Consider the following 21636-nt stretch of genomic DNA (forward strand, 5'->3'; position numbering starts at 1 on the left):
GAAGATCGCGCCGTTCTCGCCCTTGAGCCCACCCGTGCCCGCCGTGTTGTTGCCGGCATATCGGTCGCGGCGCGCGCGCATCCCCTGGAGCGCTGCGCGCGACCGGGGGACGTCGCCGCGGTCGCGGTGCTGGTCGAGGCGGGCCGCCACGCCGCGGCGCGCGCACCGGCGACGGCGGCGGAGCGGTTCGGCGCCGCGCTGCGGCTCCTGCCCGAGACGGCGGAGACGCTGCCGAGTCGGCTCGAGTTGCTGGTCGGCCTCGCGCAGGCGCGGGCGGCGACCGGGCAGCTCGAAGCGGCACTCGAGTCCTTGGACGCGGGGTTGTCGCTCGTCGGCCCGGAGCTCGCGCCGGTGCGCGCGCGGCTCGTCGCGGGCTGCGCGATGTGCGAGAACCTGCTGGGCCGGCACGCCGCGGCCCACGCGCGGCTGCTGAGCGAGCTGGCCGAGTTGGGCGAAGGCTCGTTCGCGGCCGCCGACCTGGAGGTGGAGCTCGCCGCCGACGCGCTCTACGACAGCGACTTCGCGGGCGTCGTGTCGTGGGCGCGGCGCGCGCGGACGACGGCGCTCGAGGTCGGCGTGCCCGGCTTCGCGGCCGTGGCGACGGCGCTGGAGTGCTTCGGCGCGCTGGGGCTGGGCGAGATCGCGGCCGCGCAGGCGCTGCGGGCGGACGCGTCGGCGCGGTTGGACGCGCTGGACGACGGGTCGCTGGCCGGGCGCCTGGACACCGCGTACTACCTCGGCTTCGCGGAGTTCTTCTGCGAGCACTACGACGACGCCATCCGCCACTTCCGCCGCGGGATCAGCGTCTCACGCGCGAGCGGCCAGGGCCAGTTCGTGATCCCGATGACGATCGGCCTCGCGCACGCGCTCGAGGTGCGCGGCCGGCTGCACGAGGCCGCCGAGCACGCCGACGCCGCCGTCGAGGGCGCGCGGCTGTGGGGCAACCCGCAGATGCTTTGCTTCGCCCTGACCGCCGACGCCTGGGTGAGCGCGCTGCGCGGTGAGCTCGACCGCGCGCGCTCCGCGGGCGCCGAGGCGCTGGCACTGCTCGACGGGCTCGACGAGAGCGTCCTCTCGCGTGCCACCCGCGTCCACGTCGCCGCCGCGCAGCTGGAGGCCGGCGAGCCCGAAGGCTGCCTCACCGCGATGAGCGCGGGCGGCGCGCCGGAGTTCCGCGGCGTCGAGCCGGGCCGCCGCGCGTGGCTCTACGCGATCCTCGCCCGGGCGGAGCTGGCCCTGGGCCGTCCGGAGGCCGCGCGCGACTGGGTGGTGCGCGGCGAGGCCGCCGCCGAAGGCCTGGGCCTCCCCTACGCCGAGGCCTCGGTCCTCTGTGCCCGCGCCCAGCTCGAACATAAAGGCCCTGGGTCTTTATCTTCCGCGGAAGTTAAACGTCCTGGACGTTTAAGTTCGGCGGCGGAGCTCGCGGACTCGGTCGGGGCGGTGATCCAGGCCTCCCGAGCGCGGCTGCTCGCGGGCCAGATCACCGGGGACGTCGCGTTGCTCCAGCGCGCGGAGTCCGACCTCGCGGCGTGCGGCGCGATCCGCCTACGCGACGAGGCCGCGCGCGAGCTCCGGCGACTCGGTGTGAAGACCGGGGCGCGGCGCCGGCGCGCGACCGGCACCGACGGGCTCGCGGCGCTCTCCGGCCGCGAGCGCGAGATCGCCGACCTCGTCGCGCTCGGCCGGACCAACAAAGAGATCGCGGCCGAGCTGTTCCTGTCGGAGAAGACGATCGAGAACCACATGACGCGCGTGTTCACCAAGCTCGGCGTGTCGCGCCGAGCAGAGGTGGCCACGGTCGTGGGTCAAGACCGGACTTAGTCCGGGGGTGCGGGCGGCTCTTCCTGCGGCGCGGGCGGCTCGTCCTCCGGCGCGGGCGATTCGTCCTCCGCTGCGGGCGGCTCGTCCTCGGGTGCGGGCGGCTCGACCAGCCGTGCGGGCTGCTCGGCCTGCTTGATCGAGAGCGACAGCCGGCGGCGATCCGCGTCGATCTCCAGGATCCGGACCTTGACGTCGTCACCCGGCCCGACGATCTCCCGCGGGTTCTCCACGTGCTGCTCCGCGAGCTCGGAGATGTGCACGAGACCCTCGACACCCTCCAGGATCTCCACGAACGCGCCGAACGCGACCACCTTGGTCACCGAGCCCTCGAGCTCGTCACCCACGTGGTAGGTGTCCACGACGCGCTGCCACGGGTCCTGCTGGGTCTGCTTGAGCCCCAGCGAGATGCGCTGGCGCTCGCGATCGATGTCCAGGACCTTGACCTCGACCGTCTGGCCGATGGTCAGGATCTCGCTCGGGTGGTTCACGTGCGACCACGAGAGCTCGGAGATGTGGATGAGCCCGTCGATGCCGTCCAGGTCCACGAACGCGCCGAAGTCGACGATGTTCGAGATCTGGCCCTCGACGATGAGCCCCGGCTGCAGGCGGTCCAGGATCGCCTCACGCTGCCCGCGGCGTTCCTCTTCCAGCACCGCGCGGCGCGAGAGGACGACGTTGTTGCGCGAGCGGTTGAGCTCGACCACCTTCGCCTCGATGGTCTGGCCCAGGTACTCGTCCAGGTTCGCGACGCGGCGGATGTCCATCAGCGACGCGGGCAGGAAGCCGCGAACGCCGAGGTCCACGATCACGCCGCCCTTGACGATCTCGATGACCGCACCGCTGACCGGCTCGCCGGATTCGACCGCGGCCTCGATCTTGCGCCAGGCACGCTCGAAGCGAGCGCGCTTCTTGGACAGGATCAGGCGGCCGTCCTGGTCTTCCTTGGTGAGGACGAGCGCGTCGATCTCCTCGCCGAGCTCCACCTCCTCATTGGGGTCGACCGACTTGCGAACGGAGAGCTCGTTGCTGAGGATGACCCCTTCGCTCTTGTAACCGACGTCGACGAGAACCTCGTCCTTGTCGATCCGGACGACCTTGCCGGTGACCACGTCGCCCTCTTCGAAGGGGACGATCGTGGCGTCATAGTTGGGGACGAGCCTGCCGTCGATCTCGAGCAGCAGCCCGTCTGAGCCCTCGACCACTAGGGCTTCAGGGATCTGCGGTGCTTGGAGTGAGGCTTCCATCGGGGCACGCAACGATAGAGACTCTCCGGCAGTTCGGGAGTGCTCGCGAGCCGTCGGGCCCCAGGAGTAGCGTCCGCGCCCATGTGGAAGCTGCGTCGCGAAGGTCAGATCATCGCCCCGGACGAGCGGTTGCCGATGCCGGCGATGTTCGGTCTCGGCGCCCAGCACGTGCTGGCGATGTTCGGCTCGACGGCGATCGTGCCGGTGCTGATCGACTTCCCGGTCAGCACCACCCTGCTGTTCTCGGGCATCGGCACGTTGCTGTTCGTGCTGATCACGGGCAACCGCGTTCCGAGCTACACGGGCTCGAGCTTCGCGTTCATCGCGCCGGTGATCGCCGCCAGCGCCGAGGGCGGTCCCGAGCAGGCGCTGGGCGGCATCGTCGCCGCGGGCGTCGTGCTCGCGCTGCTCGGCCTCCTGATCGACCGAGCCGGCTACCGGATCGTCGAGTTCCTGCTCCCACCCGTCGTGACCGGCGCGATCGTGGCGCTCATCGGCCTCAACCTCGCGCCCGTCGCCAAGGACCAGTTCTCCCAACAGGCCGGGATAGCCCTCTTCACGCTCGTCGCGATCCTGCTGGCCACCGTCGCCCTGCGCGGCCTCGCGCAGAAGCTGTCCGTCTTCCTCGGCGTCGCGGCGGGCTACGTCTTCGCCGCGATCCTCGGCAAGGTCGACTGGACCGCCGTCCACGCGGCGGACTGGGTCGGCTTCCCGGACTTCATGTCGCCGAGCTTCGACCTCAGCGCGATCCTGCTCGTCGTCCCCTCGGTCGTGCTCGTCCTGATCGCCGAGAACGCCGCGCACGTGAAGGCCGTCGCCGCGATGACCGAGCGCGACCTGGACCCGCTGATCGGCCGCTCGATCGCCGCCGACGGCGCGGCCACCACGCTCGCCGGCCTGTTCGGCGGCGTCGGCACCACCACCTACGCCGAGAACATCGGCGTGATGGGCCTCACCCGCGTCTACTCCACGCTCGCCTACATCATCGCCGGCTGCATCGCGATCGCCCTGGCCCTGCTGCCCAAGTTCGGCGCGATCATCTCGGCCATCCCGGTCGGCGTCCTCGGCGGCGCGGTCACCGTCCTCTTCGGCCTCATCGCCGTGCTCGGCGCCCGCATCTGGATCGAGGCCCGCGTGGACTTCCGCGACCCCGTCAACCTGGCCACGGCCGGCGTCGCCCTCGTCGTCGGCGCCGGCGACTTCACGCTGAACTGGGGCGACTACACGTTCGCGGGCATCGCGCTCGGCACGATCGCGGCGATCGTCATCTACCAGGTGCTCCGGCCGCTCGGCGAAGAAAGGTCTTCCCCTCCCATGGATCCAGGGCCAGGCCTGGGGTCCCGATGAGCGCCTCCTCGGCGCCGGTCCAGCCCTCGATCTCGACGACGATCGGGTCGCCGGTGAAGTTGCCGAGCACGAGCAGCTCCTCGCCGTCCAGCGAGCGCGTGAAGGCGTAGACGCGCTCGTCGTCCTCCAACCGCATGGTGAAGTCGCCGCGCGCGATGACCGGGAGGGAGTGACGCAGCTCGATCAGGCGGCGGTAGTGGTGGAAGACGGAGTCGGGGTCGGCGACGGCCGCCTGCGCGTTGATGGTGTCGTGGTTCGGGTTGACCGGGATCCACGGCTCGCCGAAGGTGAAGCCGGCGTGGCGGCCGGCGTCCCACTGCATCGGCGTGCGCGCGTTGTCGCGGCCCATCTTGCGGAGCGCGAGCAGCACCTCGTCCGCTGACGCGCCGGCAGCAACAGCCTCCGCGTAGTGGTTGAGGGACTCGATGTCGCGGAAGTCCTCGATCGTGTTGAAGCGGGTGTTGGTCATGCCGAGCTCTTCGCCCTGGTAGACGTAGGGCGTTCCCCGGTGCAGGTGCAGGACCGTCGCGAGCATCTTGGCCGCGACCACGCGGTGCTCGCCGTCGTCGGCGAACCGTGAGACCGCCCGCGGCTGGTCGTGGTTGTCCCAGTACAGGGAGTTCCAGCCGACGTCGGCCAGGCCGGTCTGCCAGCGGCCGAGCGAGCGCTTCAGATCGAGCAGCTGCAGCGCGTGGATGTCCCACTTGGAGTCCGGGCCCTGGTCGAGGGACACGTGCTCGAACTGGAAGACCATGTCGACCTCGCGCCGCGCAGGATCGGTGTAGAGCCGGGCCTCCTCGACGGAGACGTTCGGCATCTCGCCCACCGCCAGCAGCCCTTCCCGCCCCGAGAACACCTCACGGTGCATCTCCTGCAGGAACTCGTGGATGCGCGGGCCGTTGAAGTACACGTCGCGCTCGAGGTCCTTGGAGATGAGGTTGATGACGTCCATGCGGAAGCCGTCCACCCCGCGCTCGAGCCACCAGCGCATCATCGCGTGGATGGCTTCGCGGACCTCCGGGTTCTCCCAGTTCAGGTCCGGCTGCTTGCGCGAGAACAGGTGGAGGTAGTACTCGCCGGACGCCTCGTCGAACTCCCACGCCGGGCCGCTGAAGAACGACCGCCACTCGTTCGGCGGCGTCTTGCGCCACCAGTACCAGTCGCGCTTCGCCGGGTCGCGGAACCACGGGTGCTCGTCCGACGTGTGGTTCACGACGAGGTCGATCACGAGCTTCATCCCCCGTGCGTGCAGCCCTTCCAGCAACGCGTCGAAGTCGGCGAGGGTCCCGAACATCGGATCGACGTCCTGGTAGTCGCTGATGTCGTAGCCGTTGTCGTCCTGCGGCGAGGGATAGAACGGCGACAGCCACACGACGTCGACGCCCAGCTCCGCGAGGTAGTCGAGCCGGCCGATCACCCCGCCCAGATCACCGATCCCGTCACCGTCGGAGTCCGCGAACGACCGCGGGTAGATCTGGTAGACGACCGCGCTCTGGAACCACGACATGCGGCGGAGACTACGGCTCGAAGCGGAACCGGCGCACCGCCACGAAGAGCCCGACCGCCGTCCAGATCGCGATCGCCAGCAGGTCGCTGCCGTGGAGCTGGGACCCGCTCGTCCCGGGCACGAAGCACGAGCCGAACGCGTTGACGATGTGCGAGAGCGGGAAGAAGTGCGAGACCTTCACGAGCCAGTCGGGCGCGCCGTCCAGCGGGAACCAGATGCCGCTGATGAACGAGATCGGCAGGAAGGTCAGCTGCGCGACGGGCATCGCCTGCTCGGCGTTCTTCACCAGCGACGAGACCGCCACGCCCAGCGACGACAGGCACGCCGCGCCGAGCACCAGCGTCAGCAGCGCCGCGGGCAGCGTGCGCGCGTAGATGTCCACCCCGAACGCCGGCACGGACACGACGAACAGCAGCACGACCGCGCCGATGCCGGTGAGCATCGCGCCGGTCACCCACGAGCCGAGGTAGATCCCCATCGGCAGCGGCGTCGCGCGCACACGCTTGAACAGCCCCTGGTCGCGCGCGGTGGAGATGCCGAGGATGAGCGACGTGTAACACGCCGCGACAAGGCTGAAGATCGCGATCGCCGGCGTGTAGAACTGCGCGAAGCGGATCTTCTCGCCGTAGGCGTCGACCTCCGCGTTGCCGTTGAGCGCGCTGAAGAGCACGATCAGGATCAGCGGGAACGCGAACGTGAACACCAGCGCGCGCGGGTTGCGCAGCGTCAGGCGCATCCGGGTGGTGACCCACTGCTGCGTGAGGGCGATCATGCGGTCAGCTCCAGGTAGACGTCTTCCAGGGTCGGGCGGCCGACCGACAGGCCTTCGAGCTCCACGTCGTGGGCGGCGGCCCAGCCGAGCAGCGGCGCGAGGTCACGCGTCGGCGCGGACGAGGTGAAGGTCGCGATCCCTCGTTCCACGCGCGCACCCGCGGGCAGCGTGATGCCGGGCACGACGCGGAAGGACACGACGGTCGCCTCGCGCCCGAGCTTGTCGGGCGTGTCGTTGGCGATCACGGTCCCGCGCGCGAGCACGACGACCCGGTCGGCGAGGTGCTGCGCCTCGTCCATGTAGTGCGTGGTCAGCAGGATCGTCTTGCCGAGCTCGCGCAGGCCGTCGATCAGCTCCCACGACTGGCGCCGCGCCGCGGGGTCGAAGCCCGTCGTCGGCTCGTCGAGGAACACGAGCTCCGGGTCGCCGATGATGCCGAGCGCGAGATCTAGCCGGCGGCGCTGGCCGCCGCTGAGCTCCCGCGCCTTCGCCTCGCCGCGCTCCTCGAGCCCGACCAGGCCGAGCACCTCGTCCACGTCGCGACGCTGCGGGTAGGCGGCGCCGTAGAGCTCGAGCGCCTCGCGCACCCGGATCTCCTGGTCGAGCCCGGTCTCCTGCAGGACGACGCCGATCCGCTCGCGGAAGCCCCGTTCGCGCCGCGCCGGATCGAAGCCGAGCACGGAGACCGCGCCCGCATCGGCGCGCCGGTGTCCTTCGAGGATCTCGACGAGCGTCGTCTTGCCCGCGCCGTTCGGTCCCAGCAGGGCGAGCACCTCGCCGCGGGCGACCGTCAGGTCCACGCCGTCGAGCGCTACGTGCTCGCCATACGCCTTGCGCAGGCCGCGAACTCGGACGGCGTCGTCTCCCAAGCAGGGGGTCCGGGGGGCGGCAGCCCCCTGGGAGATCTCAAATGTCATGGCTGAGAGCATCGGTTTTGCAGGCCTCCTCGTCATCGGCGTCCGGGTCGAACTTGCGCCTCCACCCGTGGGTGGAGCGGGGATCAACCCTCGCGCCCATGAAGGAACCGCCGATGAGCCCTACCGTTCTGCAACGTGAAGGACGGACCGCCCATCGCGCTGAAGGCCATCGGGTTCATCGCCGCAGCGGCGGTGCTCGGCTCGACGCTCTTCACGGACCCGAAGCCGGGCCTCAGCGGCGACGGCCTGCTCGTCGCGTTCGCCTTCGTGCTGATGTTCGCCGGCCTCACGCTGGCGTTCCCGACGGTGCTCAAGCGCCCGGCCACGCGCCTCCCCGGCCTGGTGCTGACCGGCGTCGCCACGCTCATCTTCGCCTCCGTCCAGCCCGACAGCGCGGGCTACGCGGGCGTCTACTTCGTCGTCGTGATCGGCGGCATGGCACTCGGCCCGCGCGCCGCCGCGGTCATCTGCGGCGGCACGGTCGCGGGCATCGTCGCCATCCAGCTCATCGAGGGCGAGAGCCTGGCGCTCATCTCCGGCTTCCTGTTCAGCATCGCGCCGTGGTTCTTCGTCATGCGGCTGATCCGCCGGCTGATCGCGCGCACGGATGAACTGGCGGAGTCCCGCGCCGCGCACGCCGAGTCCGCCGCGCTGGCCGAAAGAGGCCGCGTGGCCCGCGAGCTCCACGACGTGCTCGCCCACAGCCTCTCCGCCCTCGCCCTCCAGCTCGAGGGCGCGCGGCTGCTCGCGCAGAGCAAGGACTCCGACCCCGAGGTCGTCGAGAGCCTGCAGCGCGCGCACCACCTGGCCACCAACGGGCTCACCGAGGCCCGCCAGGCCATCTCCGCCCTCCGCGGGGACGACCTGCCCGCGATCGAGGACCTCGCCGCCACGTTCCCCGGCGCGACCTTCAAAACCACCGGCACGCCCCGCGAGCCGACGTCCGAGGCCAAGCTCGCCCTCTACCGCACCGCCCAGGAAGCCCTCACGAACGTGCGCCGCCACAGCGCCTCAGAGCGCGTGGAGCTGAGCCTCGCCTACGCGCCCGACGGCACCACGCTGACGGTCAGCGACCATGGCGAGCACGCCCCGACCTCCAGCGGCCGCGGCTACGGCCTGACCGGCATGCGCGAGCGCGCCGAGCTGCTCGGCGGACGCCTGAACGCCGGCCCGACCCACGACGGCTTCCGGGTGGAGCTATGGCTGCCGGCGTAAGGGTCCTGCTCGCCGACGACCAGCGAGTGGTCCGCGAAGGCCTGGGCACGCTCCTCAACCTGCTCGAGGGGATCGAGCTCGTCGCCACCGCCGCCGACGGCGAGGAGGCGCTCCAGCTCGCGGCCGAGCACAACCCCGACGTCGTGCTGATGGATCTGCGGATGCCGCGCATGGACGGGACGGAGGCGATCCGGAGACTCGCCGCGCGCGGCACCGCGAGCATCGCCCTGACCACCTACGCCGACGACGCGTCCGTGCTCGGCGCGCTCCGGGCGGGCGCGCGCGGCTACCTCACCAAGGACGCCGGCGCGGAGCAGATCAAGGCGGCGGTCGAAGCGGTCGCCCGCGGGGAGGCGGCGCTGGACCCCGCGATCCAGCACCACGTCCTCGCCGCCGTCTCGACCCCCGCACCGCAGCAGGAGCTTCCGGACGAGCTCACGCCGCGCGAGGCCGAGGTGCTCACCCTCATCGCCGAAGGCCTGACGAACAGCGAGATCGCCGCCCGGCTCGTCGTGTCCCCCGCGACCGTCAAGAGCCACGTCAACCACCTGTTCGCCAAGATCGGCGCGCGCGACCGCGCGCAGGCCGTCGTCTACGCCTACGCGAACGGGCTGGCGAGCACGTAGACCTCGAGCCACGCACCGCCGGACTCCTCGAGCAGCTCGGCGGCCCGCGCGCGCATCCCCGCCGCCCGCTCGGCGTCCGCGAACGCCGCGAGCGCGTCGAGGAAGAAGCCGATGCTGCCGGTGTCGGACACGCGCACGGCGAGCTCGAGCCCTTCCGAGAGCGGCGCCGGATCGTGCTCCAGCACGGCCAGGTTGTAGAGCGAGATCAGCAGCGGCAGCGTGTCGTCGACGGCCCGGGAGATCTCCAGCGCCTCCCGCACGAGCGCCAGCGCCGCCGCGGGGTCGGGCGCGATCCGCGCGCGGAAGTTGAGCATCGAGGAGAGGAACCACTCGTCGCCGAGCGTGCGATAGAGGGCGATGCTCTCGTCGATCAGCGCCCGCCCGCGCCCGGGATCGCCGTCGAGCCCGGTCAGCAGCCCGAGCGCGCCGGCCGCGATCGCCACGCCCGCGTCGTCACCGGCCTCGCGGTACAGGTCGAGACCTTGGGCGAGCCACGGCCGTGCCGACTCGGTGTCGCCGACGCCCAGCGCGACCATGCCCGCGCCGCTCAGCGCGCGAGCCCGCGGGAACGACGCGAGCGGCCCGCTGCGCCGCGCCATCTCCGTGAACCACCCGACGCCCTCCTCGACGTGGCCGTAGAAGTACCAGAGCATCCACAGCCCCCAGCCCATCTCGACGGCGGCCTCGATCTCGCCGCGATCCAGGTTCCAGCGCAGCGCGGCCCGCAGGTTGTCGTGGTCGTCCTCGAAGCGCCGCAGCCACGCAAGCTGGTCCGGCCCCTTGAGCGCCGCCTCGCCCGCAGCGGCAAGGCGGGTGAAGAACGCGGCGTGCGTCGCCCGCACCGCATCGGCGTCGCCGCGGATGGCGAGTTGCTCGAGCGCGAACTCGCGCAGGCTCTCGAGCCGCGAGAACCGCGGCTGCCCGTCGCGCTGCTCGACCCGCACCAGGCTCTGGTCGACCAGCAGCTCCAGCCCGTCGAAGACCTCGCAGCCGTGCTCGACGAGCGCCTGGGCCGCCTCGAGGTCGAAGCCGCCGGCGAACACGCCGAGCTGCGCGAACAGCCGCTGCTCGGCCGGCCGCAGCAGGTCGTAGCTCCACGCGATCGTGTCCCACAGCGCCCGCTGGCGCTCCGGCGCGTCCCGCGCGCCCGACTTGAGCACGGCGAAGCGATCCTCCAGCCGCTGCAGCAGCGTCTTGACCCCGAGCACGCGCACGCGTGCGGCGGCCAGCTCGATCGCCAGCGGGATGCCGTCCAGCCGGCGGCACAGCTCGAGCACGTCCGCCGTGTTCTCGTCGGTCAGCGCGAAGCCCGGCTGGAGCGCCTGCGCGCGCTGCACGAACAGCTGCACCGCGGCCGCCCCGCTCCACCCTGACGGCAGCGGCGGCACCAGGTACTGATGCTCGCCGCGCACGTGCAGCACCGTGCGGCTGGTGACGAGCGCCTTCACGCGCGGCGCCGACTGGAGCAGCTCCGTCACGAACGGGGCCGCGGACGCGACGTGCTCGAAGTTGTCCAGCACGAGCAGCAGCGACCGCGTGCGGACGTAGTCGAGGAGCTCGTCGTGCTGCGGGCGCCGGCCCTGGCTGCGCAGCCCGAGATCCCACGCGATCCGCGCGACGATCTGCTGCGGGTCGCTGATGCGCGTGAGGTCGACGAAGCACGGGTCGCCGCCCTCCGCGGCGAAGCGGGTCGCGACCTCGAGCGCGAGCCGGGTCTTGCCGATCCCGCCGGGCCCGAGCAGCGTCAGCAGCCGCACGTCCTCGCGCGCGAGCACCGCGCCGATCTCGTCGCACTCGCGCTCCCGGCCGATCAGCGGCGTCAGCGCGGCCGTCGGCAGCACGCGAGCGGGCTTGGCCGCGACGACCGGCGGCCCGTCCGGCTGCGCCTCCAGCAGCGCCCGGTGTGCGGCCAGCAGCGCAGGGCTGGGGACGGTGCCGAGCTCCTCCCGCAGCAACGTGCGCACGCGCTCGAACGCGAGCAGCGCCTCGGCGACGTTGCCGCGGGCGCGCAACACGTCGAGCAGCGCGACCCAGGCCGACTCGCGAAAGGGCGCGAGCTCGACCGCCACACGCGCCGCGCGCTCGGCCTCGGCCGGCTCCGGGCTCTCGCGCGCGATGACCTCCAGCGCCTCGACCCGCACCTCCTGGAGGCGGTCGCGCTCGCCGTCCAGCCACGGCGACTCGACGCCGGGCAGCAGCTCACGCGTGAGGATCGCGTCGGCGCGGCGCGCACCCTCCAGGTCGGTGGTGCCGGCGAGCGCCGCCTCGACATCGACCTCCGCGTCCTCCGGCAGGACGAGCCGCAGCTCGGAGCGGCCCGTGATCCGGTCGGGGCCGACGATCCGGCGCAGCCGTGAGAGCGGCGGCGCGAGCGCGACGGGCGAGTACGGCGCGCCGTCGCCCCAGACGGCGGCCTCCAGCTCGTCACGCCGAACGGGCCGGTCGCGGTTCAGCACGAGATAGCTGAACAGCAACCGGCCCTGATCTCCGCGGAGCTCCTGATCGACCCGCTTCCCGTCGAGCTCGATCAGCAGCTCACCGCACAGCTGTATCCGCGTCCGCGCCACGCGGGAGCACAAGCTACCTGCCGCGGACGTCGTGATTGGCGCGGAACACGCCGGCCGGGTCGAGTACGTCCTTGATCACCTGCAACTTGGCGTAGGTGGCCGCGTCGTAGAAGCGCGCCGGGTCGGTCCGCTCCTCGACGAAGTTCCCGTACGCGCGGCCGCCCGCCCACGGCGCCATCGCGTGGGCGAGCCGCTGCGCCGACACGTGCCCGGCGGCCCCGAGCGCGGGCGTGGCCGCGATGGCGACGCCGTAGAGCAGGAACTCGCCGTCGAGGTGCGTGAGCGCGCCTCCGCCTCGCGCCCGGCGGCCGACGGCACCCCCGAGCTGGCGCAGCTCGCTCGCGACGAGGGTGCTGCCCGAGCCCGGGCCGGCGGCGCCGACGAACGCGCTCACGGCGTCCTCGTCCAGCGCGCCGAGCATCGCGCTCGCCGAGACCGCGGGCGTCGGCCCTTCCGGGTCGGCGTGCAGGCGCGAGAGCGCGGCGGCGGGGAGCGTCGCGAACGTGTCCAGCTCGGGCCGCAGGTCCCGCAGCGGCGCGAGCAGGTCACGGCGCTCGTCGAGCACGGCGCCGTCGATCGCGACCAGGTTGCGTCCGCGCAGCGGCTCCGGGATCGTCGGCAGGTCCGGGAGCTGCAGGATCCGCGCGGCGCTCGTGACCGCGTCGGGCGCTTCGGCGGCCCACTCGACCCAGCGGTTCAGGACGCGTTCGCTGTGCGTCCAGTCCCAGGCGAGCCAGCCGGCGTACGCGTGGGTCAACGGCAGCAGCTCGAACTCGAGCGCCACCACCGCGGCGAAGCTCCCACCGCCGCCGCGCAGCGCCCAGAGCAACTCGGGCTCGTGCTCGGCGTCGGTACGGACGAAGTGACCGCTCGCCAAGACGACCTCGGCGGCGACGATCCGGTTGGCCTGCAGGCCGTACCGGCGCGCAACCCAGCCGAGCCCGCCCGACAGCGAGTACCCGACCACGCCGACGTCCGGCGAGGAGCCGTGCAGCGGGTACAGGCCGTGCAGCGCGGCCTCCGGGACGACGTGGTCCCAGAGCGCGCCGCCCTGCACGCGGGCGATCCTGCGGTCGGCGTCGATCGTCACGCCCTGCATCGCGTCTGTGCGCAGCAGCAGCGTGTCCGAGAGGTCGCCGAGCGGCGCCGGGTTGTGGCCGCCGCCGCGCAGCGTCACCCGGAGGCCGCGCTCGCGGGCGACCGCGATGGCGGCGCCGACGCCGGCGACGTCCGTAGGGCGAGCGATCAGCGCCGGGCGCTGGTCGACGGCGACGTTCCACGACATCCGCAGCGTGTCGTAGTCGGGGTGGCCGGGGTTGACGATGGTGGTCGTGAAGGCAGAGAGCATCGGAGTGGGTCCTTTAGGCCTGCTGCGCGGCAACGGCAGCGCGCGGGCCGGTCGTGCGGAGGAGGAAGAAGGAGGCGACGGCGCCGAAGGCGGCCACGCCGGCGCCGACGAGCAGCACGTGCTGGAAGCCGCTCACGAAGTCGGCGGGCGTGACGAGCGTCCCGAGAGCGGCGATGCCGATGGCGAGGCCGGCCTGGCGGGCCGTGTCGTGGATGCCGGTCGCCAGGCCCGCCTGGTGCGGCGGGACGTCGAGCGACAGCGCGCTCGCGGTCGCGTTGAACAGGCCGGTGCCGGCCATCGCGAGCATGAAGCCGGGCTGCATGTCCAGCCAGGTGGAGTCGGCGTCCACGACGGAGATCAGCGCCATCCCGACGGCCACCAGCGTCATGCCGACCACGATCAGCCTGCCGGGCGCCAGGCGCGGGGCGAGCTTGGCCGTCAGCGCCGCGAACAGCAGGTTCATGAACATGCCGGGCACGAGCGCGGCGCCGGCCTCGACGGGCGAGTAGCCGAGCACCTCCTGCAGGTAGAGCATGATGTAGATGAAGGTCGAGAACAGCCCCGCGGAGATCGCCGTCGCGGCGAGCTGGGCGGCGGCGAAGCCGCGCTGGCGAAAGAAGCCGAGCGGCATCATCGGCGCGCGGCTGGTGGCCTCGATCACGACGAACGCGACGAGCAGCGCGACGCCGCCGGCGAGGGCGACGACGACCTGCGTCTCACCCCAGCCGTGCTCGGCGGCGCCGAGCAGGCCGTAGACGAGGCCGAAAAGCCCGGCGACGAGCGTGACCTGGCCGGCCCAGTCGATCGCGGGCGGGTTCGGGTCCCGCGACTCGGCGAGTTTGGTCGCGGTGATCGCGAGCACGACGAGGCCGATCGGGACGTTGACGATGAACACCCACTCCCAGCTCAGCGCCTCGGTCAGCAGGCCACCGACGACCGGCCCGAGCGCGAACGACGCGCCGATCGTGGCGCCGTAGGCGGCGAAGGCGCCCGTGCGCTCCTGCGGGGTGCGGAACACGTCGCTGAGCAGCGCGAGCGTGACGGCGAACATCAGCGCGGCGCCGAGGCCCTGCACCGCGCGGGTGGCGATCAGGAGCTCGATCGAACCGGACGCCGCGGCGGCGGCCGAGCTGACGGTGAAGACGATCACGCCGAGCGTGAAGAGGCGCCTTCGGCCGAAGCGGTCGGCAAGGGACCCTGCGGTCAGGACGATGCTGGCAAGCGCCAGCGTGTACGCGTCGAGCACCCACTTGAGGGCGTGCAGGTCGGTGTCCAGGTCGGCCTGCAGCGTCGGCAGCGCGGTGTTCACGACCGCGATGTCAAGCATCAGGATCGCGGTGGCGGCAAGCACCGCGGTCATGGTCCAGCGTTGGAGCGTGGTCATCTCGTGTCTTTCGAAGGGGGTGAGTTGGCGGTGTCACCACCTTCCGCCGGGCGCGTTGCGCGGCAGTTGCGCCGACGTTGCACGGTCGCCCGCGGCGACGTGGCACCGGACCCGCGATCCGGCGCCACGTCTTTGCCGCGGTGAGCGCCTCCGTGCAGCCCGGCCTTGCGAACGGGCTGGCCCGCCGCGGGGATGCGACGGGCCTGACCAACACGGAGTCGCGGCTTTGGGGCCCTACGCCTCCTGGGGCACCGGGACGAGCCCGGTCGTGCCCGGCCGGAACAGGTAGAGCGAAGCGAGGGCGCCGACGCCACCGATCGCCGCGCCCGCCCACATCACGTCCTGGAGGCTGCCGACGATGTCGGTGACGCTGACGAGCGTGCCGAGCGCCGCGATGCCGATCGCCACGCCGGCCTGGCGCGCCGTGTCGTGGATGCCCGTCGCGAGCCCGGCGACGCGCTCGGGCACGTCGAGCGCGACCGCGCTGACGGACGGGTTGAAGAGCCCGGTGCCGGCCATCGAGACGATGAAGCCGAGCTGCAGCTCCAGCCACGTCATGTCCGCGCTGATCATGAGCGCGCTGATGACCATGCCGAGCGCGGCGAGCCCGAGGCCGCCCGAGATCAGCACCACCGGCGCGACCTTGGTGGCGATCTTGGCCGTCGCCGCGGCGCAGAACAGGTTCACCATCGTGCCCGGGACGAGCACGAGGCCGGCCTCCATCGGCGAGTAGCCCTTGACCTGCTGGAGGAAGATCATGATGTAGATGAAGGTCGAGAACAGGCCCGCGGAGATCGCCATGGCGGCGAGCTGGGCGCCCGCGAAACGGCGGTTGCGGAACATGCCGAGCGGGACCATCGGGGCGCGCGAGGTGGCCTCGATCGCGACGAACGCGACGAGCAGGCCGGCGGCCGCCGCCAGCGCGGCGACGACGTGGCCGGCACCCCAGCCGTCCTCGGCCGCGTTGAGCAGGCCGTAGACGAGGGCGAACAGGCCCGCGACGAGCGTGACCTGGCCCGGGATGTCGATCTTCGGCGGGTTCGGGTCGCTCGACTCGACGAGCTTGGTCGCCGTGATCGCCAGCACGGCGATGCCGATCGGCACGTTGATCAGGAACACCCATTCCCAGCCGAGGGCCTCTGTAAGGAGGCCACCGACGAACGGGCCGAGCGCGAAGGACGCGCCGATCGCGGCGCCGTAGGCCGCGAACGCGGTCGTGCGCTCCTGCGGGGTGCGGAACGCGTGGCTCAGCAACGCGAGGGAGACGGCGAACATCAGGGCGGCGCCGAGGCCCTGGACGGCGCGCGCGGCGATCAGGAACTCGATCGAGCCGGCGGCGGCCGCGGCGGCCGAGGAGAGTGTGAACACGATCACACCGATCAGGAACAGCCGGCGGCGACCGAAGCGATCGGCGAGCGAGCCGGCCGTCAGCACGACGCTCGCGAGCGCGAGCGTGTAGGCGTCCAGCACCCACTTGAGCGCGTGCAGATCGGTGTCCAGGTCGGCCTGCAGCGTGGGCAGCGCCGTGTTCACCACCGCGATGTCGAGCATCAGGATCGCGGTGGCCGCGAGCACCGCGGCGAGAGTCCATTTCTGTAGGTGCGACATGACACAGAACCATCGACGGCGGTCGTTGTCCGCGCCTTGCCGCTACCTTGCCAAAGGAGGTGCGGTTACCCGACGCCTTCTATGGTGTCTACCTATATCTGCCGGGCGGCTCGTCCCCGCAAGGCGTTGACCCCGACGAAGGGACGGACCCGCATGGCGTCCAGCTCCAAGAAGCGAACGACTTTCGCCAAGCTCAACCGTGAGCAGAAGGTGCGCGAGAAGCGCGCCGAGAAGAACGCCCGCCGCGAAGCGCGCAAGACCGAGCCCGTCGGCTCGACCGCGCCCGCCGAAGAGACCGTCGTGAACGACCTCGACAACGAGATCGATCTCGACAAGCACCCCGCCGTCACCGGCGAGCAGATCTAGCCGATCGAACGCGGCAGCCGGCTTCGCCGGCGCCAAGCGCGATCGGGGAGAGATCGCTTCGCGGATCTCTCAGCCGATCTGCGGCGCACGCGCCCACCGGCCAGGAGCCGGTGAGCGCGTCTTCACGCCGGGACCGCTCTACGGAGTGGTCGTCGAGAGCGTGAACGTCAGCGTCTTCGCGTACGTCCCCGTACGCAGCGCGTCGTTGGCGTTGATCCGCTGGGCGAAGCTCAGCGTGACCTCGTCGTTCGACGCCGGGGCCGGATAGGTCAGCAGCGTCGACGGGATCGTCTTCGGCTCAGCGCCCACGCCCAGCGGCGAGGTGGCGCTCACCTTCAGCGGCTCCGGCAGCGCGAACGTGCCGTTGACCAGGTGGCCCGGGTTGGCGCCCGAGTCGGCCACCGACAGCGTCGCATCCCCGGCCGTGGAGGTCACGGTCGCGAGCTGCTTCGCGGTGTAGTCGGCCGCCTTGCCCGGGACGAACGTGCCGAACACGGGCGGAGCGGCACCCAGCGAGAGCGCGAGCGTCGCGGGCACGGTGCCGCCCACGGTGCCGACCTCGCTCTTCTCCGGGTCGATGTAGTTGGCGACGAACTTCTTCGGGGCGGAGATGTTGCCCGCCGCGTCGATCGCGCGGTACTCGATCACGTGCTTGCCGTACGGCAGGCGGCCGTAGTTGAGCGCGTCGATGTCGGTGCCGGTCACGGAGAACTGGAACGGCGCGTTGGCGTCGGTCGGCCAGCCGTAGAAGTTCTGCCAGCCGTCGCCGTCGACGCGGTACTCGGTGACGACGTAGCCGGGCTGGTCGTCCGTGGCCGTGACCTTGAACGAGAACGGACCCTCGAAGATGTACTCCGGGATCTCGGCGCCGGGCTGCGACAGGGTCGCCTTGGGCGTCGAGGTCGTCACGGTCGGGACCGCGTCCTTGGAGTCCACCGTCCACGTGCGGGTCGACTCACCCACCTTCGCGACCAGCGTGTGGGTGCCACCGCCGAGGTTGAGGTCGGCGAGCTTGAGCGTGCGGCCGTCGGCGGGCGCCGTGACGGGGGCGCCGTCCAGGGTCCACGCGACGGTCGGGACGCCGCCGTCGGCCGGCTTGGAGACGACGACGTTCGCGACGTCGCCGCGGCCGATCGCGCGCGCGTTCTGCGTGCCGCCGGTGATCGTCGCCGGCTCGGCCGTGCCGGCCGGGTTGGTCTCGTCCTTGACCGTCCAGGTCAGGACGCGGCGCAGGGCGGTGCTGCTCTGGATCGCGGGATCGCGGACGAACGACGTCGGGTCCGAGATCGTGGCCGTGACCGTGTGGGTCTGGCCGGGCGTGAGCAGCAGGTCGCCGAGCTTGAGCGTGCGGCGGTTGGCCGAGCTCGGAACCGCGGTGCCGTCAAGCGTCCACGCGACGTTGAGGTCATGGTCGACGGGCTGGACCGTGTCCAGCCAGAGCGTGTCCTTGTTGCCGACCGGCGCGGCGGTCGGCGTGGAGCCGTCCACCAGGTTCACCCGCGCGGCGATCCGCTGGGTCATGATCTCGAGGCCGACCTGGTCGTAGTAGTAGCCCAGCGACTTCATGATCGAGTGCGCGCTCGGGCGGTAGACGCAGTCGGCGAAGTACAGGCCGCCGGCGTAGCGGTCGATGATGCCGCCGGACAGGCTCGGCTCGCCCAGCCAGCGCCACCACTTGCGCTGCGTGGCCTTCATCTGGTCGACGGTCATCAGCGTGTGGTGCGCCGAGGACGGCTCGCCGCCCGTGTAGCAGCCGCCGTACACGCCGCGCGTGTAGTAGTCGTACTCGTCCTGCAGGTTGCCGAGCGAGTGACCGATCTCGTGCGGGCTGATCAGCGCCGACATCGAGTTGCCGCCGGTCGCCGTGGCGTTCGCGCCGCCCGCGCCGCCGTAGGTGCTCGAGTTGCCGATCGCGAGGCGCTGCGAGACGCCCGGCGCGAGCGCCGTGTAGCGCTGCAGCGCGCTGTTGTTGACCGTCACGAGGCGCTGCACGCTGCCCGCGTTGCAGCCGCCCCAGAAGCCCATGCCGAGCACGGTGTCGCGCCGCGGCGACGTCAGGCTCGAGTCGCAATCGATCCCCGACTCGGCGGAGATGATCTCGATCATGTAGACGTTGATGTAGTTGCGGTAGCTCTTGTACGGCTCGATGCTCCACATCACGTTGAGGTGCTTGTCCACCTCGGCGCGGAACTTCGGCAGGTCCGCCTCGGTGTAGCCGTCACCGGCGATCACCAAGTTGAAGCGGTTCGCCGCCGGGCCCGTGACCTGCAGCGGCACGACCTTCGCGCTGCCGACCCCCGTCGGCGGAATCGTCTGCGCGCGTGCCGACGGCGCGGCCGCCAGCAACATCAGCACCAGCGGCGCGGCCCACAGCGCCATCCTGGCCAACTTCCTCATCCTTGCAACCCCTCTCGTGAACTACGGATAACCCAGCGCGGAAGTTAACGGTGGGGTCCGCTTAGATCACCGGCCAGCTGTCGAAAGCTGGCTGAACGAGGGGCTTCAGCCGACGAGCTGCAACTGCGGGCGTCGTGACTCGTACCGGGTCGCGACGCCCGCGAGGATCTCCAGCATCGCCTGCGTGGCGGGCGTGCGGTGGGCGTCCGTCGCGGTCGCGGCGTAGACCTCACGCACCGGCGTCTCGCGCCCGAGCGAGCGGATCACGATGTCCTCGCGCACGCTCGTCAGGCCGAGCTCGGCGATCAGCGACACGCCGACGCCCGCGGCCACGAAGCCCTGCATCGCGGTGTAGTCGTCGGTCTGGAAGGCGATCCGCGGCTCGAAGCCGGCGATCGCGCACGCGCGGTTGATCAGCCGGTTGCACTCGCAGTCGGTGGTGCCGGCAATCCACGGGTCGTCCGCCAGGTCGGACAGGCGCAGCGCGCGCTTGCGGGCGAGCGGGTGGTCCTCGGGCATGGCCACGAACATCGGGTCCGAGAGCAGCTGCTGGCGGGCGATGCCGTCGACCTCGTCGCGGACGCGCGAGTCGAACCCGAGCGCCAGGTCCAGCTCGCCGCTCTTGAGCAGCGGCGCGGAGTCCTCGGGCTCGGCCATGATCAGCGACAGCTCGACGCCCGGGTGCTCGGCGCGGAAGGCCGCGATCGCGAGCGGCATCAGCGAGGCCGCGGCGGACTCGAACGCGGCCAGGCGCAGGCGGCCGCCGCGCAGGCCGGCGATCGCCTCCAGCTCGGCCTCGGCCTCGTTGAGCCGGGCGACGATCGCGTCCGTGTGGCGGACGAGTGCCTCGCCGGCCTCCGTGAGCCGGATGCCGCGCGCGTTGCGCTGGACGAGGGAGCAGCCGGCTTCGCGCTCGAGGGCGGCGATCTGCTGGCTGATGGCGCTCTGCGTGAACGAGAGCGACTCCGCGGCGGCGCTGAACGAGCCGCGGACGGCGACTTCGCGGAGGACCCGCATACGGCGAACGTCAAGCATCAGTGGTTCTTATACCACGCACAGCGAAAGGTCATTTGAACTGATGGCCGGGAATGTCCACTATGGATCTCACGTCCTGCCCAGCACCACCGTTCAAGGAGACACACCATGTCCGCTCTCGCCTTCAATCTCGCTCCTACTGTCGTCATCCGAGCCGCCCGTGGCTCTGACGGGCCCGCGCTCCGCCGCCTCGCCGAGCTCGACTCGCACGAGGCCCTGACCGGCGATGTCCTCGTCGCCGAGGCGGACGACCAGATGGTCGCCGCGCTGTCCGTCGACACCGGTGACCGCGTGGCCGATCCGTTCGTCCGCACCGCGGACGTCGTCGACCTGCTGGCCTACCGCGCCCGGGGCCTCCGCACCTCGTGACCCCGCCCGCGACCCGGACGGATTCTGGCGGGCCCCGCCCGCCGCTGCCGGCCCCCGGCAGGCACACCCGTACCACCAGTACGAGCACGCCTGCCGGTAACCGACAGCGACGACCGTTGCTGCCACCAGCGATCCGCCCGAGCCACGGACGGGATCACGCGTGACGGCGATTGAGGCATCCGCGCGGGACACGCTCGTCCCCAGCGAGTCCCACGCGGATGCCGCTCCTCCTTGGAAGGTCTGGTCGGCGCTCTGGATCGTCTACATCGTCTGGGGCTCGACCTATCTCGCCATCGCGCTGATGGTCGAGACGATCCCGCCCCTGCTCGGGGCGGGCACCCGCTTCATGCTCGTCGGCCTGATCCTGCTGCCGATCCTCGCGTGGCGGAAAGGCAGCCACGTCTGGCGTCCCTCGCGCGCGGAACTGCTGTCGGCCGGCTTCGTCGGCCTGATGCTCCCCGGCGCGAACGCGGTCATCTCGGTCGCCCAGAAGACCGTGCCGTCCGGCCTCGCCGCGCTGCTCGTGGCTTCGATCCCCCTGTGGGTGATCCTGCTGCGTCGCGCGAGCGGTGAGAAGATCTCGTGGCAGTCGCTCGGCGCCGTGCTCGTCGGCTTCGGCGGGCTCGTGCTGCTCCTGCACCCCGAGGGCGAGGCGACGATGATCGGCCTGCTCGCGTGCGTGTTCGCCGCGTTCATGTGGGCGCTCGGCTCGTTCTCCTCCCCGCGCATCTCGCTCCCGCGTGACCCGCTCATCTCCACCGCCTGGCAGAGCCTGCTGGGCGGCATCGCCGTGTTCGCGTCCGGCGTGGTCACGGGCGAGCTGCCCGACGTGCACTTCGACGAGTTCTCCGGCCGCTCGATCGGCGGCCTCCTCTACCTGATCACGTTCGGCTCGCTGCTCGCGTTCACGTCCTACGCGTGGCTGCTCCAGAACGCCCCGATCTCGAAGGTCTCCACGTACGCGTACGTGAACCCCGTGGTCGCCATCGCCCTTGGTTGGCTTGTTCTCAACGAATCGATAACCCCAACCACACTTCTAGGCGCTGGAATCATCGTTGCCTCTGTCGCACTCGTGATCCGAGTGGAAGCACCGAAGACAGAGAAGACGTAGGT

17 protein-coding genes are annotated in these 21636 nt (G+C 71.5%); 7 read left to right on the plus strand and 10 right to left on the minus strand.

The features are described from left to right. Window positions 1-1821, plus strand: a 1821-nt coding sequence (locus OJ997_RS25720; protein ID WP_270028155.1) for a LuxR family transcriptional regulator, incomplete at its 5' end; no start/stop codon positions are given. Here OJ997_RS25720 and rpsA read toward each other — a convergent pair. Then, the gene (rpsA, locus tag OJ997_RS25725; protein WP_270028156.1) at window positions 1818-3065 is read right to left on the minus strand and encodes a 30S ribosomal protein S1; all 1248 of its coding nucleotides are present in this window, start codon (window positions 3063-3065) and stop codon (window positions 1818-1820) included. The genes OJ997_RS25720 and rpsA overlap by 4 nt on opposite strands. Before the next feature lie 81 nt (window positions 3066-3146). On the opposite strand from rpsA, the gene OJ997_RS25730 reads away from it, so the two are divergent. Then, window positions 3147-4412: a uracil-xanthine permease family protein gene (locus tag OJ997_RS25730; RefSeq protein WP_270028157.1), complete on the plus strand. Its 1266-nt coding sequence runs from the start codon at window positions 3147-3149 to the stop codon at window positions 4410-4412. Here OJ997_RS25730 and OJ997_RS25735 read toward each other — a convergent pair. The 3 genes from OJ997_RS25735 to OJ997_RS25745 are packed head-to-tail and all read right to left on the minus strand — an operon-like array spanning window position 4330 to window position 7560. Then, on the minus strand, window positions 4330-5919 hold the full coding sequence (locus OJ997_RS25735; RefSeq protein ID WP_270028158.1) for a glycoside hydrolase family 13 protein: 1590 nt from the start codon (window positions 5917-5919) through the stop codon (window positions 4330-4332). The genes OJ997_RS25730 and OJ997_RS25735 overlap by 83 nt on opposite strands. Window positions 5920-5929: 10 nt before the next feature. Continuing rightward, window positions 5930-6691: an ABC transporter permease gene (locus tag OJ997_RS25740; RefSeq protein ID WP_270028159.1), complete on the minus strand. Its 762-nt coding sequence runs from the start codon at window positions 6689-6691 to the stop codon at window positions 5930-5932. Continuing rightward, on the minus strand, window positions 6688-7560 hold the full coding sequence (locus tag OJ997_RS25745) for an ABC transporter ATP-binding protein (protein ID WP_270028160.1): 873 nt from the start codon (window positions 7558-7560) through the stop codon (window positions 6688-6690). The genes OJ997_RS25740 and OJ997_RS25745 overlap by 4 nt, the downstream gene beginning before the upstream one ends. 183 nt (window positions 7561-7743) lie before the next feature. Between OJ997_RS25745 and OJ997_RS37835 the strand changes: the two genes are divergently transcribed. Both OJ997_RS37835 and OJ997_RS25755 read left to right on the plus strand, forming a co-directional pair. Then, on the plus strand, window positions 7744-8823 hold the full coding sequence (locus OJ997_RS37835; RefSeq protein WP_270028161.1) for a sensor histidine kinase: 1080 nt from the start codon (window positions 7744-7746) through the stop codon (window positions 8821-8823). Further along, on the plus strand, window positions 8808-9449 hold the full coding sequence (locus OJ997_RS25755) for a response regulator (RefSeq protein WP_270028162.1): 642 nt from the start codon (window positions 8808-8810) through the stop codon (window positions 9447-9449). The genes OJ997_RS37835 and OJ997_RS25755 overlap by 16 nt, the downstream gene beginning before the upstream one ends. Here the strand turns inward: OJ997_RS25755 and OJ997_RS25760 are convergent. The 4 genes from OJ997_RS25760 to OJ997_RS25775 all read right to left on the minus strand — a co-directional run bounded on the left by OJ997_RS25760 (window position 9422) and on the right by OJ997_RS25775 (window position 16323). Next, window positions 9422-12016 (minus strand): AfsR/SARP family transcriptional regulator, encoded by a 2595-nt coding sequence (locus OJ997_RS25760; RefSeq protein WP_270028163.1) that lies wholly within the window; start codon window positions 12014-12016, stop codon window positions 9422-9424. The genes OJ997_RS25755 and OJ997_RS25760 overlap by 28 nt on opposite strands. Before the next feature lie 13 nt (window positions 12017-12029). Further along, entirely contained in the window at window positions 12030-13364 is a 1335-nt protein-coding gene (locus tag OJ997_RS25765) for an FAD-binding oxidoreductase (RefSeq protein ID WP_270028164.1), read from the minus strand. A gap of 13 nt (window positions 13365-13377) precedes the next feature. Continuing rightward, complete coding sequence (locus tag OJ997_RS25770) at window positions 13378-14748, minus strand: MFS transporter (protein WP_270028165.1); 1371 nt, start codon at window positions 14746-14748, stop codon at window positions 13378-13380. A 234-nt stretch (window positions 14749-14982) separates the two neighbouring features. Continuing rightward, on the minus strand, window positions 14983-16323 hold the full coding sequence (locus OJ997_RS25775; protein WP_270028166.1) for an MFS transporter: 1341 nt from the start codon (window positions 16321-16323) through the stop codon (window positions 14983-14985). Window positions 16324-16509: 186 nt separating this feature from the next. Between OJ997_RS25775 and OJ997_RS25780 the strand changes: the two genes are divergently transcribed. Continuing rightward, entirely contained in the window at window positions 16510-16722 is a 213-nt protein-coding gene (locus tag OJ997_RS25780) for a hypothetical protein (RefSeq protein WP_270028167.1), read from the plus strand. Window positions 16723-16860: 138 nt separating this feature from the next. Here the strand turns inward: OJ997_RS25780 and OJ997_RS25785 are convergent, their stop codons facing one another. Next, window positions 16861-19101 (minus strand): M64 family metallopeptidase, encoded by a 2241-nt coding sequence (locus OJ997_RS25785; protein WP_270028204.1) that lies wholly within the window; start codon window positions 19099-19101, stop codon window positions 16861-16863. A 123-nt stretch (window positions 19102-19224) separates the two neighbouring features. Beyond that, window positions 19225-20136, minus strand: coding sequence for a LysR family transcriptional regulator (locus tag OJ997_RS25790; protein ID WP_270028168.1), 912 nt, complete (start codon window positions 20134-20136; stop codon window positions 19225-19227). A gap of 126 nt (window positions 20137-20262) precedes the next feature. Between OJ997_RS25790 and OJ997_RS25795 the strand changes: the two genes are divergently transcribed. Further along, on the plus strand, window positions 20263-20523 hold the full coding sequence (locus OJ997_RS25795; RefSeq protein ID WP_270028169.1) for a hypothetical protein: 261 nt from the start codon (window positions 20263-20265) through the stop codon (window positions 20521-20523). Window positions 20524-20683: 160 nt separating this feature from the next. After that, entirely contained in the window at window positions 20684-21634 is a 951-nt protein-coding gene (locus OJ997_RS37840) for an EamA family transporter (protein WP_270028170.1), read from the plus strand. Window positions 21635-21636: the final 2 nt, after the last annotated feature.

Origin of the sequence: Solirubrobacter phytolaccae, assembly GCF_027587195.1 — a bacterium.
Classification (GTDB): Bacteria; Actinomycetota; Thermoleophilia; order Solirubrobacterales; family Solirubrobacteraceae; genus Solirubrobacter; species Solirubrobacter phytolaccae.